Source organism: Klebsiella sp. C349492 (assembly GCF_042055345.1).
GTDB lineage: Bacteria > Pseudomonadota > Gammaproteobacteria > Enterobacterales > Enterobacteriaceae > Klebsiella > Klebsiella scottii.
Map to the genome: position 1 here is coordinate 658,831 of NZ_JANQCE010000002.1, position 14,454 is coordinate 673,284.

At 62.9% G+C, this 14,454-nt stretch carries 13 protein-coding genes; 10 read left to right on the forward strand and 3 right to left on the reverse strand.

All coding sequences use genetic code 11. The annotated features are described in order from the left end of the window. Positions 1–62: 62 nt before the first annotated feature. The 6 genes from hutI to NWP14_RS10820 all read left to right on the forward strand — a co-directional run bounded on the left by hutI (position 63) and on the right by NWP14_RS10820 (position 7,908). Positions 63–1,322, forward strand: a complete 1,260-nt coding sequence (gene hutI / locus NWP14_RS10795; RefSeq protein WP_375215300.1) for an imidazolonepropionase — start codon at positions 63–65, stop codon at positions 1,320–1,322. After that, a complete protein-coding gene (gene hutG / locus NWP14_RS10800; RefSeq protein ID WP_375215301.1) occupies positions 1,319–2,275 on the forward strand; it encodes a formimidoylglutamase in 957 nt (318 codons plus the stop codon). Before hutI ends, hutG begins: the two co-directional genes overlap by 4 nt. Before the next feature lie 56 nt (positions 2,276–2,331). After that, positions 2,332–3,057 (forward strand): histidine utilization repressor, encoded by a 726-nt coding sequence (locus NWP14_RS10805; RefSeq protein ID WP_375215302.1) that lies wholly within the window; start codon positions 2,332–2,334, stop codon positions 3,055–3,057. A gap of 142 nt (positions 3,058–3,199) precedes the next feature. Then, the gene (gene hutU / locus NWP14_RS10810) at positions 3,200–4,885 is read left to right on the forward strand and encodes a urocanate hydratase (RefSeq protein WP_045854530.1); all 1,686 of its coding nucleotides are present in this window, start codon (positions 3,200–3,202) and stop codon (positions 4,883–4,885) included. A 1-nt stretch (position 4,886) separates the two neighbouring features. Beyond that, positions 4,887–6,419 carry a histidine ammonia-lyase gene (gene hutH / locus NWP14_RS10815; RefSeq protein ID WP_375215303.1) on the forward strand — a complete coding sequence of 511 codons (1,533 nt, stop codon included), beginning with the start codon at positions 4,887–4,889 and terminating at the stop codon, positions 6,417–6,419. A 100-nt stretch (positions 6,420–6,519) separates the two neighbouring features. Beyond that, positions 6,520–7,908: an amino acid permease gene (locus tag NWP14_RS10820; RefSeq protein ID WP_375215304.1), complete on the forward strand. Its 1,389-nt coding sequence runs from the start codon at positions 6,520–6,522 to the stop codon at positions 7,906–7,908. A gap of 50 nt (positions 7,909–7,958) precedes the next feature. Here the strand turns inward: NWP14_RS10820 and NWP14_RS10825 are convergent, their stop codons facing one another. Further along, positions 7,959–8,435: a kinase inhibitor gene (locus NWP14_RS10825; RefSeq protein ID WP_375215305.1), complete on the reverse strand. Its 477-nt coding sequence runs from the start codon at positions 8,433–8,435 to the stop codon at positions 7,959–7,961. Between the two features lie 69 nt (positions 8,436–8,504). Next, entirely contained in the window at positions 8,505–9,794 is a 1,290-nt protein-coding gene (bioA, locus tag NWP14_RS10830) for an adenosylmethionine--8-amino-7-oxononanoate transaminase (protein ID WP_095095248.1), read from the reverse strand. A gap of 85 nt (positions 9,795–9,879) precedes the next feature. Here bioA and bioB point away from each other — a divergent pair, with 85 nt between their 5' ends. From bioB to bioD, 4 genes are read left to right on the forward strand one after another with little or no spacing between them, the layout of a single operon-like run. Then, on the forward strand, positions 9,880–10,920 hold the full coding sequence (gene bioB, locus NWP14_RS10835) for a biotin synthase BioB (protein WP_159237248.1): 1,041 nt from the start codon (positions 9,880–9,882) through the stop codon (positions 10,918–10,920). Next, positions 10,917–12,074 (forward strand): 8-amino-7-oxononanoate synthase, encoded by a 1,158-nt coding sequence (gene bioF, locus NWP14_RS10840; RefSeq protein ID WP_375215306.1) that lies wholly within the window; start codon positions 10,917–10,919, stop codon positions 12,072–12,074. The genes bioB and bioF overlap by 4 nt, the downstream gene beginning before the upstream one ends. Further along, positions 12,058–12,813, forward strand: coding sequence for a malonyl-ACP O-methyltransferase BioC (gene bioC, locus NWP14_RS10845; protein WP_375215307.1), 756 nt, complete (start codon positions 12,058–12,060; stop codon positions 12,811–12,813). The genes bioF and bioC overlap by 17 nt, the downstream gene beginning before the upstream one ends. After that, positions 12,806–13,528 (forward strand): dethiobiotin synthase, encoded by a 723-nt coding sequence (bioD, locus tag NWP14_RS10850; RefSeq protein WP_331835734.1) that lies wholly within the window; start codon positions 12,806–12,808, stop codon positions 13,526–13,528. Before bioC ends, bioD begins: the two co-directional genes overlap by 8 nt. On the opposite strand, the gene NWP14_RS10855 is transcribed toward bioD, so the two are convergent. Next, the gene (locus NWP14_RS10855; RefSeq protein WP_095097988.1) at positions 13,470–14,192 is read right to left on the reverse strand and encodes an ABC transporter ATP-binding protein; all 723 of its coding nucleotides are present in this window, start codon (positions 14,190–14,192) and stop codon (positions 13,470–13,472) included. The two genes, bioD and NWP14_RS10855, sit on opposite strands and share 59 nt — an antisense overlap. Positions 14,193–14,454: the final 262 nt, after the last annotated feature.

Sequence of the window (14,454 nt, forward strand, 5' to 3'; positions counted from 1 at the left end):
GGGCCGCTCGCAGTCACAAAAAAATAACAATTCCGCCTGCTTTTATTGACATTCTCGGTGGAATGAAAATAAATATCTATACAACCCATGACAAGTTGACTGGTATGACTAAAGCCACTTCCGATCTCGTTATCTGGCGAAACGCCCGCCTCGCCACGCTGAACCCTCACCACTCGCGGCCTTATGGCCTGCTGGATCGCCACGCGCTGCTGGTGCGCGATGGCCGGATTGAGGCCGTGATCCCTGAAAGCGACGCCCCGGCCGGGCGGAGTATTGACCTTGGCGGCAGGCTGTTGACGCCGGGGCTGATTGATTGCCATACCCACCTGATCTTCGGCGGCAGCCGGGCGCAGGAGTGGGAGCAGCGGCTAAACGGCGTCTCTTACCAGACGATTAGCGCTAACGGCGGGGGAATTAACTCGACGGTGCGCGCCACCCGCGAGAGCAGCGAAGCGCAGCTGCTGGCGCTGGCGCAGCAGCGCCTGGATCGCCTGCTGCGTGAAGGGGTGACCACGGTTGAAATTAAGTCCGGCTACGGGCTGGATCTGGAAAACGAACGCAAGATGCTGCGCGTGGCGCAAAAGCTGAGCGAAAGCAACGCGGTGGAGCTGTCGGCCACGCTGCTCTCCGCCCACGCCACGCCGCCGGAGTATAAAGATGACCCGGACGGCTACATCGCGCTGGTCTGCGAAACCCTGCTGCCGACGCTGTGGCAAGAGGGGCTGTTTGAAAGCGTCGACGTGTTCTGTGAAAACGTCGGCTTCAGTCCGCAGCAGACCGAACGGGTATTCCAGGCGGCGCAGGCCCGCGGAATCCCGGTGAAGGGGCACGTCGAACAGCTCTCCTCCCTCGGCGGCGCCGAACTGGTCAGCCGCTATCGCGGGCTCTCTGCTGACCATATCGAATATCTGACGGAAGAGGGCGTGGCGGCGATGAGCCACAGCGGGACGGTCGCAGTGCTGCTGCCCGGGGCGTTTTATTTCCTCAACGAGACCCGCCGGCCGCCGGTAGAACTGCTGCGCCAGCACCGGGTCCCGATAGCTGTCGCCACCGACTACAACCCGGGCACCAGCCCGTTCGCCAGCCTGCATCTGGCGATGAATATGGCCTGCGTCAAGTTCGGCTTAACGCCGGAGGAGGCATGGGCCGGCGTGACCCGCCACGCGGCCCGGGCGCTGGGGCGCCAGGCGAGCCACGGCCAGCTGGCGGCGGGATTCGTCGCCGATTTTGCCATCTGGGACGCCGAACATCCGGTAGAGATGGTTTATGAACCGGGGCGCAGCCCGCTCTGGCATCGCGTGGTTCGAGGAGAGATGCAATGAAGCTGTGGCAACCGACGCCCGCCGGGCTGTGGCAAGGACGTGATGACAGCGGCGAAGCCGCCAACGCGCTGCGCCTGTTTCAGACGATAGCGCGGGTGGACCGTTTCGCTCCCGACGAGCAGCCGGGCGAGATTGCGCTGCTGGGGTTTGCCTGCGACGAGGGCGTGCGGCGCAACCGCGGGCGCACCGGGGCGGAAAAGGGGCCCGAGACGCTGCGGCGGGCGCTGGCGAATATGGCCAGCCACGACGGCCACGACCGCTGCGTGGATATGGGCAGCATTAGCGTGATGGGCGACGCGCTGGAAGAGGCTCAGCAGGCGCTGCGCGAGGCGGTAACTGCCTGCCAGCGCGCCGGCAAACGCACCCTGGTGCTGGGCGGCGGCCACGAAACCGCCTTTGGCCACGGCGCCGGCGTGCTGGACGCGTTCCCCGACGAAAAGGTCGGCATTATCAACCTCGACGCCCATCTCGATTTACGCTTTGCCGACCGGGCCAGCTCGGGAACGCCGTTCCGCCAGCTGGCGCTGGAGTGTGAAGCGCAGGGGCGCGGTTTTCACTACGCCTGCATCGGCGCCAGCCGGGCGGCGAATACCCAGGCCCTGTGGGATGAGGCGGCGCGTCGCGAGGTGCGGGTCATTGAGGATCTGGACGTGCTGCAGGCCTATGAAGAACGGGTTGCGCCGGAAATCGCGCGCCAGATAGCCCTCTACGATCGCCTCTACCTGACCATCGACCTTGACGTCATGCCGGCGGCTGAAATGCCGGCGGTGTCGGCTCCTGCTGCGCTGGGCGTGCCGCTGACGACGCTGCTGCGCATCGTCGAGCCGCTGTGCCGCAGCGGCAAGCTGCAGGCGGTGGATCTGGTGGAGTTTAATCCGCAGTTTGACCTCGATAGCCGGGGGGCCCGCACGGCGGCCCGGCTGACGTGGCAAATCGCCCATTGGTGGCGCTGACGATTCAGTATATTCTGATCGTTTCGCCGCCCATTGAGTATAAGGAAAGCCAGGCTATGTTTTCACAGCAATCTCTCTCCGCGCCGGCACCGTTCTATGAAAAGGTGAAGCAGGCGATCAGCGAAAAGATCCAAAGCGGCGTCTGGCGCCCGCACGATCGCATCCCTTCGGAAGCGGAGCTGGTGGCGCAGTTTGGGTTTAGCCGGATGACCATCAACCGGGCGCTTCGCGAGCTTACCGATGAAGGCCTGCTGGTGCGCCTGCAGGGCGTGGGGACCTTTGTGGCGGAGCCGAAAGGACAGTCGGCGCTGTTTGAAGTCCGCAGCATCGCCGATGAAATCGTCTCCCGCCAGCACCAGCACCGCTGTGAGGTGCTGCTGCTGGAAGAGACCCAGGCCGATCTTATTCAGGCGGCGGCGCTCAACGTCGCCGAAGGCACGCGGATATTTCACTCCCTGATGGTGCATTTTGAAAACGACGTTCCGGTACAAATTGAGGACCGCTGCGTCAATGCCACCGTGGTGCCGGACTATTTACGCCAGGACTACACCGCCACCACGCCGCACGACTACCTGTCGCTAATTGCCCCGCTAACCGAGGGGGAGCATATTGTCGAAGCGGTGCAGGCGAGCGCGAAGGAGTGCGAGCTGCTGCGCATTCATGCCCACGATCCCTGCCTGATGATTCGCCGCCGCACCTGGTCGACGACGCATATTGTTTCCCACGCCCGCCTGCTGTTTCCCGGCAGCCGCTATCGCCTGCAGGGACGCTTCGGATCCTGATCCTCCGCGCGTCGGCAAAAGCGTGATTGCTGACGCAATATAACAAAATTGTATCATTTCTGTTAAATCCTGGCTTGCGTAGAGTTGTATAGACAAGTATATGTATCTACGTAAACAACGTTAATAGTCAGGAGAAACCCCGATGTCGCAAAGCAAATACCGCCAGCTGGACGTACGTGCACCGCGAGGCACCACGCTGAGTGCGAAGAGCTGGTTGACCGAAGCGCCGCTGCGTATGTTAATGAATAACCTCGATCCGGACGTCGCCGAAAACCCGCATGAGCTGGTGGTTTACGGCGGCATTGGGCGCGCGGCGCGTAACTGGGAATGCTATGACGCTATCGTGAAGGCGCTGAAAAACCTGGAGAACGATGAGACCCTGCTGGTGCAGTCCGGCAAGCCGGTGGGGGTATTTAAAACCCATGAAAACTCACCCCGCGTGCTGATCGCCAACTCTAACCTGGTCCCGCACTGGGCGACCTGGGAACACTTCAACGAACTCGACGCCAAAGGCCTGGCCATGTACGGCCAGATGACCGCCGGGAGCTGGATTTATATCGGCAGCCAGGGCATCGTGCAGGGCACCTACGAAACCTTCGTCGAAGCCGGGCGCCAGCACTACGAGGGCAGCCTGAAAGGGCGCTGGGTCCTGACCGCCGGCTTGGGCGGCATGGGCGGCGCGCAGCCGCTGGCCGCGACCCTGGCGGGCGCCTGCTCGCTGAACATTGAGTGCCAGCAGAGCCGTATCGATTTCCGCCTGCGTACCCGCTACGTTGACGAGCAGGCGACGTCGCTGGATGACGCCCTGGCCCGAATCAAGAAATATACCGCCGAAGGCCGCGCCGTCTCGATCGCGCTGTGCGGTAACGCCGCCGACATCGTGCCGGAAATGGTGAAACGCGGCGTGCGCCCGGACATGGTCACCGACCAGACCAGCGCCCACGACCCGCTGCACGGCTATCTGCCGAAAGGCTGGAGCTGGGAAGAGTATCAGGAAAAAGCGGTCTCCGACCCGCAGGGCACTATTCAGGCCGCCAAACGCTCGATGGCCGACCACGTTCAGGCCATGCTGGCCTTCCATGAGATGGGCATTCCGACCTTCGACTACGGTAACAACATTCGCCAGATGGCCCAGGAAATGGGCGTCGACAAGGCCTTCGACTTCCCGGGCTTCGTTCCCGCCTATATTCGCCCGCTGTTCTGCCGCGGTATCGGCCCGTTCCGCTGGGTGGCGCTCTCCGGCGACCCGCAGGATATTTATAAGACCGATGCCAAAGTGAAAGAGATTGTCAAAGACGACAAGCATCTGCACCACTGGCTGGATATGGCGCGCGAGCGCATCAGCTTCCAGGGCCTGCCGGCGCGTATCTGCTGGGTTGGCCTCGAGTGGCGCCAGAAGCTGGGTCTGGCCTTTAACGAAATGGTTCGCAGCGGCGAAGTTTCCGCGCCGATCGTTATCGGTCGCGACCACCTTGACTCCGGGTCGGTTGCCAGCCCGAACCGTGAAACCGAATCGATGCGCGATGGTTCTGATGCGGTTTCCGACTGGCCGCTGCTCAACGCCTTGCTGAATACGGCCAGCGGCGCGACCTGGGTTTCGCTGCACCACGGCGGCGGCGTAGGCATGGGCTTCTCTCAGCACTCCGGGATGGTTATCGTCTGCGACGGGACCGACGAAGCGGCCGCGCGAATCGCTCGCGTTCTGCATAACGACCCGGCAACCGGCGTGATGCGTCACGCGGATGCGGGCTATGAGATTGCGATTGAATGCGCAGCGGAACAAGGACTGAATCTTCCTATGGTGTCAGCAACGCAGGGGCAACGCTGAAATGAAAACTTTAACTCTTATTCCCGGCCAGCTGAGCCTGACGCAGCTGCGCGATATTTATAGCCATCCGCTGAACGTCGTGCTCGATGAGAGCGCCTTTGCGGCGATTGACGAGAGCGTGGCCTGCGTCAACGCGATCCTCGCGGAAGGGCGCACCGCTTACGGTATTAACACCGGTTTTGGCCTGCTGGCACAAACCCGTATCTCAACCGAGGACCTCGAAAACCTCCAGCGCTCGCTGGTGCTGTCCCATGCCGCCGGCATCGGCGAGCCGCTGGATGAGGCGATGGCGCGGCTGATTATGGTGCTGAAGATTAACAGCCTCTCCCGCGGCTTTTCCGGCATTCGTCTGAGCGTCATTCAGGCGCTGGCGCAGCTGGTGAATAAAGGCGTTACGCCGTGGATCCCGGCGAAAGGCTCCGTTGGGGCATCCGGCGACCTGGCGCCGCTGGCGCATATGTCGCTGACGCTGCTGGGGGAAGGGAAAGCCCGCTGGCAGGGGGAGTGGATGCCGGCCGCGCAGGCGCTGGAAAAAGCGGGCCTCAAGCCGATTACGTTGGCGGCCAAAGAGGGGCTGGCGCTGCTTAACGGCACGCAGGCCTCGACGGCGTTCGCGCTGCGCGGCCTGTTTGAAGCCGAAGATCTGTTTACCTCGGCGGTGGTGTGCGGCGCGCTGACGACCGAAGCGGCGCTGGGCTCGCGTCGTCCGTTTGACTCACGTATCCATGAGGCTCGCGGCCAGCGCGGGCAGATTGACGCCGCCGCGCTCTATCGCCACGTTCTGACCGACGATAGCGCGATTTCTCAGTCGCACCACGACTGCACCAAGGTGCAGGACCCGTACTCTCTGCGCTGTCAGCCGCAGGTGATGGGCGCCTGTCTGACGCAGATCCGTCAGGCGGCGGAAGTTTTATTGGTTGAAGCCAACGCGGTCTCCGACAACCCGCTGGTGTTCGCCAGCGAGAATGAGGTGATTTCCGGCGGTAACTTCCACGCCGAACCGGTGGCGATGGCGGCGGACAACATCGCCCTGGCGATAGCCGAAATCGGCTCGCTGTCGGAGCGTCGCATCGCGCTGATGATGGACAGCCATATGTCGCAGCTGCCGCCGTTCCTCGTGAAAAACGGCGGCGTCAACTCCGGCTTTATGATCGCCCAGGTGACCGCGGCGGCATTAGCCAGCGAAAACAAAGCGCTTTCGCACCCGCATAGCGTTGATAGCCTGCCGACTTCAGCAAACCAGGAGGATCACGTCTCGATGGCGCCGGCCGCAGGTCGCCGCCTGTGGGCGATGGCTGAAAATACGCGCGGCGTGCTGGCGGTCGAGTGGCTGGCTTCCGTCCAGGGGCTGGATATGCGCGAGGGCCTTGCCAGCAGCCCGCTGCTGGAAAAGGCGCGCCATCTGCTGCGCGAACGCGTGCCGCATTACACCGAAGACCGCTTCTTCGCGCCGGATATTGAAAACGCTATTGAGCTTTTGGCCGCGCGTCACCTGACGCGACTGCTGCCTGCCGTACTGCCCGATCACAACTAACCATTCGCTGTTCTCTGTACCCGCGTCGGGGGGATACCTTCCCCCCGGCCGTCCTACACGCATATTTGTCGTCGTATAAAAATTATCAGGACACTTGCATATGCAACAACAATCGCAACAAAAGCCACATCTGCTGCGCGGGCTGAACGCTCGCCATATTCGCTTTATCGCGCTCGGTTCCGCCATCGGCACCGGGCTGTTCTACGGATCGGCCGCCGCCATTAAGGCCGCCGGTCCTGCGGTGCTGCTGGCCTATCTTATCGGCGGCGCGGCGGTCTTTATCGTGATGCGGGCGCTGGGAGAAATGGCGGTGCGCAACCCCATCTCCGGCTCCTTCGGCAGCTACGCGCGGCAGTATCTCGGCCCGCTGGCCGGGTTTATCACCGGCTGGACCTACACTTTCGAAATGGTGATTGTGGCCCTCGCCGACGTGACCGCGTTTGGGATTTATATGGGGCTGTGGTACCCCGACGTGCCGCGCTGGATTTGGGTGCTGAGCATTATCTTTTTCATCGGCGCGATGAACCTGTGCCACGTGCGAATTTTTGGTGAGATGGAGTTTTGGCTCTCGCTGATTAAAGTGGTGGCCATTATTGCGATGATCGTTGCCGGCGGCAGCATCATCTTCTTTGGCTTCGGCCACGCGTTTCCGGCGACGGGGCTGGAAAATCTGTGGAGCCACGGCGGATTTGCCCCCAACGGCTGGCTGGGGATTATCGCTTCGCTGGGGATTGTGATGTTTGCCTTCGGCGGGGTCGAAATCATTGGCGTCACCGCCGCGGAGGCGCAGGACCCGAAAAAGGTTATTCCGCAGGCAATCAATACCATCCCGCTGCGCATCGTGCTGTTCTACGTCTGCACGCTGGCGATCCTGATGGCTATTTTCCCGTGGAACAGCTTTGGCGAGCAGGGCAGCCCGTTCGTGCTGATCTTCAGCGGGCTGGGGATTCCGGCGGCGGCGACCATCCTCAATATTATCGTCATTAGCGCCAGCATTTCGGCCATCAACAGCGATATATTTGGCGCGGGGCGCATGATGTACGGCATGGCGAAAGAGGGCATGGCGCCGAAAAGCTTCCAGCGTATCGCCAGCAACGGCGTGCCGTGGATGACGGTGGTGGTGATGGGCGTGGCGCTGCTGGCGGCGGTAGTGCTGAACTACCTGATGCCGGAGCAGATCTTCGTGCTAATCGCCTCGCTGGCGGCGTTTGCCACGGTATGGGTCTGGCTGATGATCCTGCTGGCCCACTTTGCGATGCGCCGGGGCCTGTCGGCGCAAGAGCGGCGCAATATCGAGTTCCCGGTGCCGTTCTGGCCGCTGGCGCCGCTGCTGACCCTGCTGTTTATGGGGCTGGTGATTGCGGTGCTGGGGATGGTGGAAGAGACGCGTATTGCGCTGATCGCCGGCCTGGTCTGGCTGGGCCTGCTGACCGTGGTGTGGTATGCGCGGGTGCGAAAAAGCGCGGTCATCGCGGTGACGGAGCAGTAATCAGACATCCCCGGGTCAGGCGTGAGCCCCGGCCCGGGGATGTTCCGAAGTTAGCTAAACAGGGCGGTTATCGAGGCGCTGCCGAGGCTGTGGAAATGCACGTTAAAACCGACCATCGCACCGCTTGCGCCTTCATCGACGTCAATTTTGTCGACGTCCAGCGCGTGCACGGTAAAGATATAGCGATGGCTTTCACCCTTCGGCGGCGCCGCGCCGCCGTAACCCGCCTGGCCGAAATCGGTCCGGGTCTGAACCGCCTCTTCCGGCAGCGCCGCGAGGCCGGAACCGGCGCCCTGGGGCAGCACGCGCGTATCGGCAGGGAGATTCGCCACGATCCAGTGCCACCAGCCGGAGCCGGTCGGCGCGTCCGGGTCGTAACAGGTCACCACAAAGCTTTTGCTGCCCGCCGGAACATCATCCCACGCCAGATGCGGTGAAATATTGTCCCCCGCGTAGCCCATGCCGTTGAATACATGACGATTGGGCAGTTTTTCACCATCCTGCAAATCATGACTGATGAGTTTCATCGTCTCTCCTCAAGTTAATCTACTGATTCGCAAAGAAGTGTAGCGCGTGAGGCGCGGCATTACCGTCTCTTAATCGCTAAAAAATGTTTCTTCCAGCACCGCCGCGTTAACCGCCCGGGTCAGGCGCGTCAGCTGTTCTGAGGTAATGATATACGGCGGCATCAGGTAGATAAGCTTGCCGAACGGGCGGACCCACACGCCTTGCTCGACGAAAAAGCGCTGCAGGGCGGCCATATTCACCGGCCGACGGGTTTCAACCACGCCAATGGCGCCAAGCACGCGCACGTCGGCCACCAGCGCGGAGTCGCGCGCGGGAGCCAGCTCGGCTTTCAGCTGCGCTTCTATGGCGGCAACCTGGGCCTGCCACTCGCCGCTTGCCAGCAGGTTCAGGCTCTCTGCGGCCACCGCGCAGGCCAGCGGGTTGCCCATAAAGGTCGGGCCGTGCATAAAGCAGCCGGCCTCCCCGTTGCTGATGGTTTCCGCGACAGAGCGGGTCGTCAGCGTCGCGGAGAGCGTCATGGTCCCGCCGGTCAGCGCTTTGCCGAGGCACAGTATATCCGCCGCAATGCCCGCATGTTCACAGGCAAACAGCTTACCGGTACGGCCAAAGCCGGTGGCAATCTCATCGGCAATCAGAAGGATACCTTCGCGATCGCACATCTTACGGATGCGCCTTAACCACTCGGGATGGTACATCCGCATCCCGCCGGCGCCCTGTACGATGGGCTCAAGGATCACCGCCGCAATTTCATGGCGATGGGCGGCCATCAGGCGCGCAAAGGGCACCATATCCAGCTCGTCCCACTCGCCGTCAAAGCGGCTTTGCGGCGCCGGCGCGAAGAGGTTGTCCGGCAGATAGCCCTGCCACAGGCTGTGCATGGAGTTGTCCGGGTCGCACACCGACATCGCGCCGAAGGTGTCGCCGTGATAGCCGTTGCGGAAGGTGAGAAAACGCCGGCGCGGTTCGCCCTTTGCCTGCCAGTACTGCAGAGCCATTTTCATCGCCACTTCGACCGCCACGGACCCCGAGTCGGCGAGGAACACGCACTCCAGCGATTCCGGCGTCATCGCCACCAGCTGGCGGCAGAGCGCGACCGCCGACGGGTGGGTTATCCCGCCAAACATCACGTGCGACATCTCGTCGATCTGCGCTTTCATCGCCGCATTCAGCCGCGGGTGGTTATAGCCGTGGATCGCCGCCCACCATGACGACATGCCGTCAATCAGCCGTTCGCCGCCGGCCAGAGAAAGCTCGCAGCCGTGAGCGGCCGCCACCGGGTAAACCGGCAGGGGGGAGGTCATGGAAGTGTAGGGGTGCCAGATGTGGCGTCGATCGAAGGCGAGATCGTCCATTGTCATAAGTGACTTGTAAACCATTTTGAAAACATTTAGGTTTACGAGTATAAACCGAACCGACAGTTAACAAAACCCTTTGGAGAAGCCAATGGCTCACCACGCACGCTGGACAATGTCGCAAGTCACTGAGTTATTTAATAAACCATTGCTGGATCTGCTGTTCGAAGCCCAGCAGGTCCACCGCCAGCACTTTGACCCGCGCCAGGTTCAGGTCAGCACGCTGCTGTCGATTAAGACCGGCGCCTGCCCGGAAGATTGTAAATACTGCCCGCAAAGCGCGCGCTATAAAACCGGCCTGGAGTCCGAGCGCCTGATGGAAGTTGAACAGGTGCTGGAGTCGGCGCGACAGGCTAAAAATGCCGGTTCGACCCGTTTCTGCATGGGCGCGGCGTGGAAGAATCCGCACGAACGCGATATGCCGTATCTTGAGCAGATGGTCAAAGGGGTTAAGGCGCTGGGGCTGGAGTCCTGTATGACCCTCGGCACCCTCACCGATAGCCAGGCGCAGCGCCTCGCCGGTGCCGGCCTCGACTACTACAACCACAACCTGGATACCTCGCCGGAGTTCTACGGCAATATCATCACCACCCGTACCTACCAGGAGCGCCTCGATACCCTTGGTAAAGTGCGCGGCGCGGGAATTAAGGTGTGCTCCGGCGGTATCGTCGGGCTGGGCGAAACGGTAAAAGATCGCGCCGGACTGCTGCTGCAGCTGGCCAACCTGCCGACGCCGCCGGAAAGCGTGCCCATCAACATGCTGGTGAAGGTGAAGGGCACGCCGCTGGCGGACAACGACGACGTCGACGCGTTTGAGTTTATCCGCACCATCGCGGTGGCGCGGATCATGATGCCGACCTCCTACGTGCGCCTCTCCGCCGGCCGCGAGCAGATGAACGAACAGACCCAGGCGATGTGCTTTATGGCCGGGGCCAACTCCATTTTCTACGGCTGCAAGCTGCTGACGACGCCGAACCCGGAAGAGGATAAGGACCTGCAGCTGTTCCGCAAGCTGGGGCTTAATCCGCAGCAGACGGCGGTGCTGGAAGGCGATAACGAGCAGCAGCAGCGCCTGGAGCACGCGCTGAATAACCCGGATACCGAGGAATATTACAACGCGGCGGTGCTATGAGCTGGCAGCAACGCATCGAGCAGGCGCTGAGCGAACGGCGGCAGGCGGATGCCTTTCGCTCTCGTCAGCCGGTAGCGCAGGGTGCCGGGCGTTGGCTGACCCGCGAGGGGCAGCGCTGGCTCAACTTTTCCAGCAACGATTATCTCGGCCTGAGCCAGCATCCGCAGATCGTTGCCGGCTGGCAGCAGGGCGCCGAACGTTACGGCGTCGGCAGCGGAGGTTCGGGTCACGTCAGCGGCTACAGCGACGCGCATCGCCAGCTGGAGGAGGCGCTGGCCGACTGGCTGGGCTATCCGCGCGCGCTGCTGTTTATCTCCGGCTTTGCCGCTAATCAGGCGCTGATTGCCGCCCTGCTCGGCAAGGACGATCGCGCGGTAGCGGACCGTCTGAGCCACGCCTCGCTGCTGGAGGCGGCCAGCCTCAGCCCGGCGCAGCTGCGGCGCTTTCAGCACAACGACGTTCAGCAGTTGAAAACGCTGCTGGAGAAACCGCTGGCGGGCCAGCAACTGGCGATCACCGAAGGCGTCTTCAGCATGGACGGCGATAGCGCGCCCCTCGGCCCGATCCAGCAGGTGACCACCGAAGCCGGCGGCTGGCTGCTGGTCGATGATGCCCACGGCATTGGGGTGCTGGGCGACGAGGGGCGGGGCAGCTGCTATGCGCAAAACGTCCACCCTGAACTGCTGGTGGTGACCTTCGGGAAGGCCTTTGGCGTCAGCGGCGCGGCGGTATTGTGCAGCGAGGCGCTGGCGGACTACCTGCTGCAGTTTGCCCGCCACCTGATTTACAGCACCGCCATGCCGCCGGCCCAGGCCGTTGCGCTCAGCGCCGCGCTGCGGACTATCCGCGGCGATGAGGGCCAGCAGCGGCGGGAAGCGCTGGCCTGCCGCATTGCGCAGTTCCGCGACGGTATGCGCGACTGCCCGGGGCAGCTCACCGAATCGACCAGCGCCATTCAGCCGCTGATTGTGGGAGACAACGCCCGGGCTCTGCGCCTGGCGGCGCGCCTGCGCGAGCAGGGCTGCTGGGCGACGGCGATCCGCCCGCCGACGGTGCCGGTCGGCAGCGCCCGGCTGCGGCTGACCCTGAGCGCGGCGCATGAGTCCGCGGATATCGATCGCCTGCTGGAGGTTCTGCATGCCGGCGGTGAATAAACGCGCGGTGGCCGCCGCCTTCGGCCGGGCGGCGAGCCGCTATACGCAGCATGATGAGCTGCAGCGGCGCAGCGCCGAGCTGCTGCTGCGCCAGCTTAACGGCCAGCGCTTTGCCGAAGTTCTGGATGCGGGCTGCGGCCCCGGCGGCATGAGCCGCTACTGGCGCGAGGCGGGCAGCCGCGTCACCGCGCTGGATATCTCCGTCGAGATGCTGGCGGAGGCCCGGCGTCAGCAGGCCGCGCACGGCTACGTGGAGGGCGATATTGAATCCCTGCCGCTGCCGGAGGCCTGCGTGGACCTGGCGTGGAGTAATTTGGCCGTGCAGTGGTGCGACGACCTCAGCGCCGCGCTTGATGAGCTGTATCGTGTCGTGCGTCCCGGCGGGCGGGTGGCCTTCAGCACCCTGCTGGCCGGCTCGCTCCCCGAGCTCAATCAGGCCTGGGTGGCGGTTGACCGGCATCCGCACGCCAATCGTTTCCTCAGCGAGCAGGCGGTACGGAGCGCGCTGAGCGGCCGGCGGGTCGAGACGCAGGTTGATGCCGTGACGCTGCCGTTCGCCGACGCCCTGAGCGCGATGCGTTCGCTGAAGGGCATCGGCGCCACCCATTTACACGAGGGGCGCAGCGCGGCGCCCCTCAGCCGCGGGAAGCTGCGCCAGCTTCAGCTGGCGTGGCCCAAACTGCACGGGCAGTGCCCGCTGACGTACCATCTTTTTACAGGAGTGATTGAACGTGATTAAACGTTATTTCGTCACCGGAACGGATACCGAAGTCGGCAAAACGGTGAGCAGCTGCGCCCTGCTGCAGGCGGCGAACCTGCGGGGCCTGAAAAGCGCCGGCTATAAGCCGGTGGCCTCCGGCAGTGAGTACACGGAGCAGGGCCTGCGCAACGACGACGCGCTGGCCCTGCAGCGCAACAGCCGCGTGCCGCTGAGCTATGAGCAGGTTAACCCGTTAACCTTTGCGGAACCCACTTCGCCGCATATTATCAGCGCCGATGAAGGCCGCCCCATTACCGCCGCCGCGCTCTCCGCCGGGCTGCGCGAGCTGGAGAGTCTGGCAGAATGGCTGCTGGTGGAAGGCGCGGGGGGCTGGTTTACGCCGCTGTCCGAAACGCTGAGCTTTGCTGACTGGGTGCAGGAGGAGCGGCTGCCGGTGATTCTGGTGGTGGGGATAAAGCTGGGCTGCATTAATCATGCCCTGCTGACGGCTCAGGCGGTGCGCCAGGCAGGGCTGCCGCTGGTGGGCTGGGTTGCCAACGACGTCCAGCCGCCGGGGAAGCGGCATAGCGAATACCTCGCGACCCTCAAACGGCTGCTGCCAGCGCCCCTGCTGGGTGAGATCCCGTGGCTGGAGGAGGCGTCGCAGCGGGAGGATCTCGGCCGGTATCTCGATCTTAGCGCGCTGGATCGGGCGTCATCCACTGCGCCAGCAGCGGTTCATCCAGCTGTATAACGTCGCCTTGCGCCACGCTGCGCCCGCGGTGCAGCAGGCAGAAGCGGTCTGCCACCCGGCGAATAAACGGCAGGTGCTGCTCGGCGAGCAGCACCGTTAAACCGATATCCCGGTTCAGGCGAACCAGCAGGTCCCCCAGCTTATGCATAAAGTGCTGTCCGCTGCCGCGCGACGGCTCGTCGAGTATCAGCAGGCGCGGCCGGACGATCAGCGCCCTCGCCAGCGCCAGCTGGTACCTGTCGTCTTCCGAGAGCGCGGCGCCTTTGCTCTGGCGAAGGGCGTACAGCTGCGGAAACAGATCGTAAATCTCGCTATTCACCACGGCGCCGGGCGTTCCTCCGGCCGCCAGCGCAATATGCAGATTCTCTTCTACGCTGAGCTGCGAAAAGATGCGTCGGTCCTGCGGCACGTAGCCGATACCTATAACGCTGCGTGAATGAGCGGAGAGCGGCATCAGGTCGCAGGGCGGCGCTCCGCGCTCCTGCCAGGTGATGCTGCCGCTGGCGACCGGGAGATTCCCGGTAATGCAGTTAACCAGCGTGGTTTTCCCCATTCCCTGACTTCCCATCACGCAGGTGCACTCTCCTGGCCTGAGCTCAAGATCAACGTTCCACAGCGTGTGCTGGCTTCCATAGTACTGATTGACGGCGCGTAGACTCAACATAGGCGTTTTCTCCTTTTTGGCGATAGCGAGCGAGACAAACATTCTGCAAATCTCTTGCCAGGAAAAAGAAGTGACGGCATTTTTCCGCCAGAGCAGGTCGCGGCTGGAACCATGAGCAGGGGGCAGCGAAGCGGCTGCACTTTCCCGGTGCTAAACGACGTGAAATGTGGTGCAGAAAGCAACAAAAAGGCGGGCGCCCTTAGCTGATAAATATCAAAAATAATTCAATAATATTTTTTAGCGGCGCGTTTTCCGACGGCGG

Coding starts and splice junctions, on each gene's coding strand:
- hutI (WP_375215300.1), top strand. CDS start 63: ATGAAAATAAATATCTATACAACCCATGACAAGTTGACTGGTATGACT.
- hutG (WP_375215301.1), top strand. CDS start 1,319: ATGAAGCTGTGGCAACCGACGCCCGCCGGGCTGTGGCAAGGACGTGAT.
- NWP14_RS10805 (WP_375215302.1), top strand. CDS start 2,332: ATGTTTTCACAGCAATCTCTCTCCGCGCCGGCACCGTTCTATGAAAAG.
- hutU (WP_045854530.1), top strand. CDS start 3,200: ATGTCGCAAAGCAAATACCGCCAGCTGGACGTACGTGCACCGCGAGGC.
- hutH (WP_375215303.1), top strand. CDS start 4,887: ATGAAAACTTTAACTCTTATTCCCGGCCAGCTGAGCCTGACGCAGCTG.
- NWP14_RS10820 (WP_375215304.1), top strand. CDS start 6,520: ATGCAACAACAATCGCAACAAAAGCCACATCTGCTGCGCGGGCTGAAC.
- NWP14_RS10825 (WP_375215305.1), bottom strand. CDS start 8,435: ATGAAACTCATCAGTCATGATTTGCAGGATGGTGAAAAACTGCCCAAT.
- bioA (WP_095095248.1), bottom strand. CDS start 9,794: ATGACAATGGACGATCTCGCCTTCGATCGACGCCACATCTGGCACCCC.
- bioB (WP_159237248.1), top strand. CDS start 9,880: ATGGCTCACCACGCACGCTGGACAATGTCGCAAGTCACTGAGTTATTT.
- bioF (WP_375215306.1), top strand. CDS start 10,917: ATGAGCTGGCAGCAACGCATCGAGCAGGCGCTGAGCGAACGGCGGCAG.
- bioC (WP_375215307.1), top strand. CDS start 12,058: ATGCCGGCGGTGAATAAACGCGCGGTGGCCGCCGCCTTCGGCCGGGCG.
- NWP14_RS10855 (WP_095097988.1), bottom strand. CDS start 14,192: ATGTTGAGTCTACGCGCCGTCAATCAGTACTATGGAAGCCAGCACACG.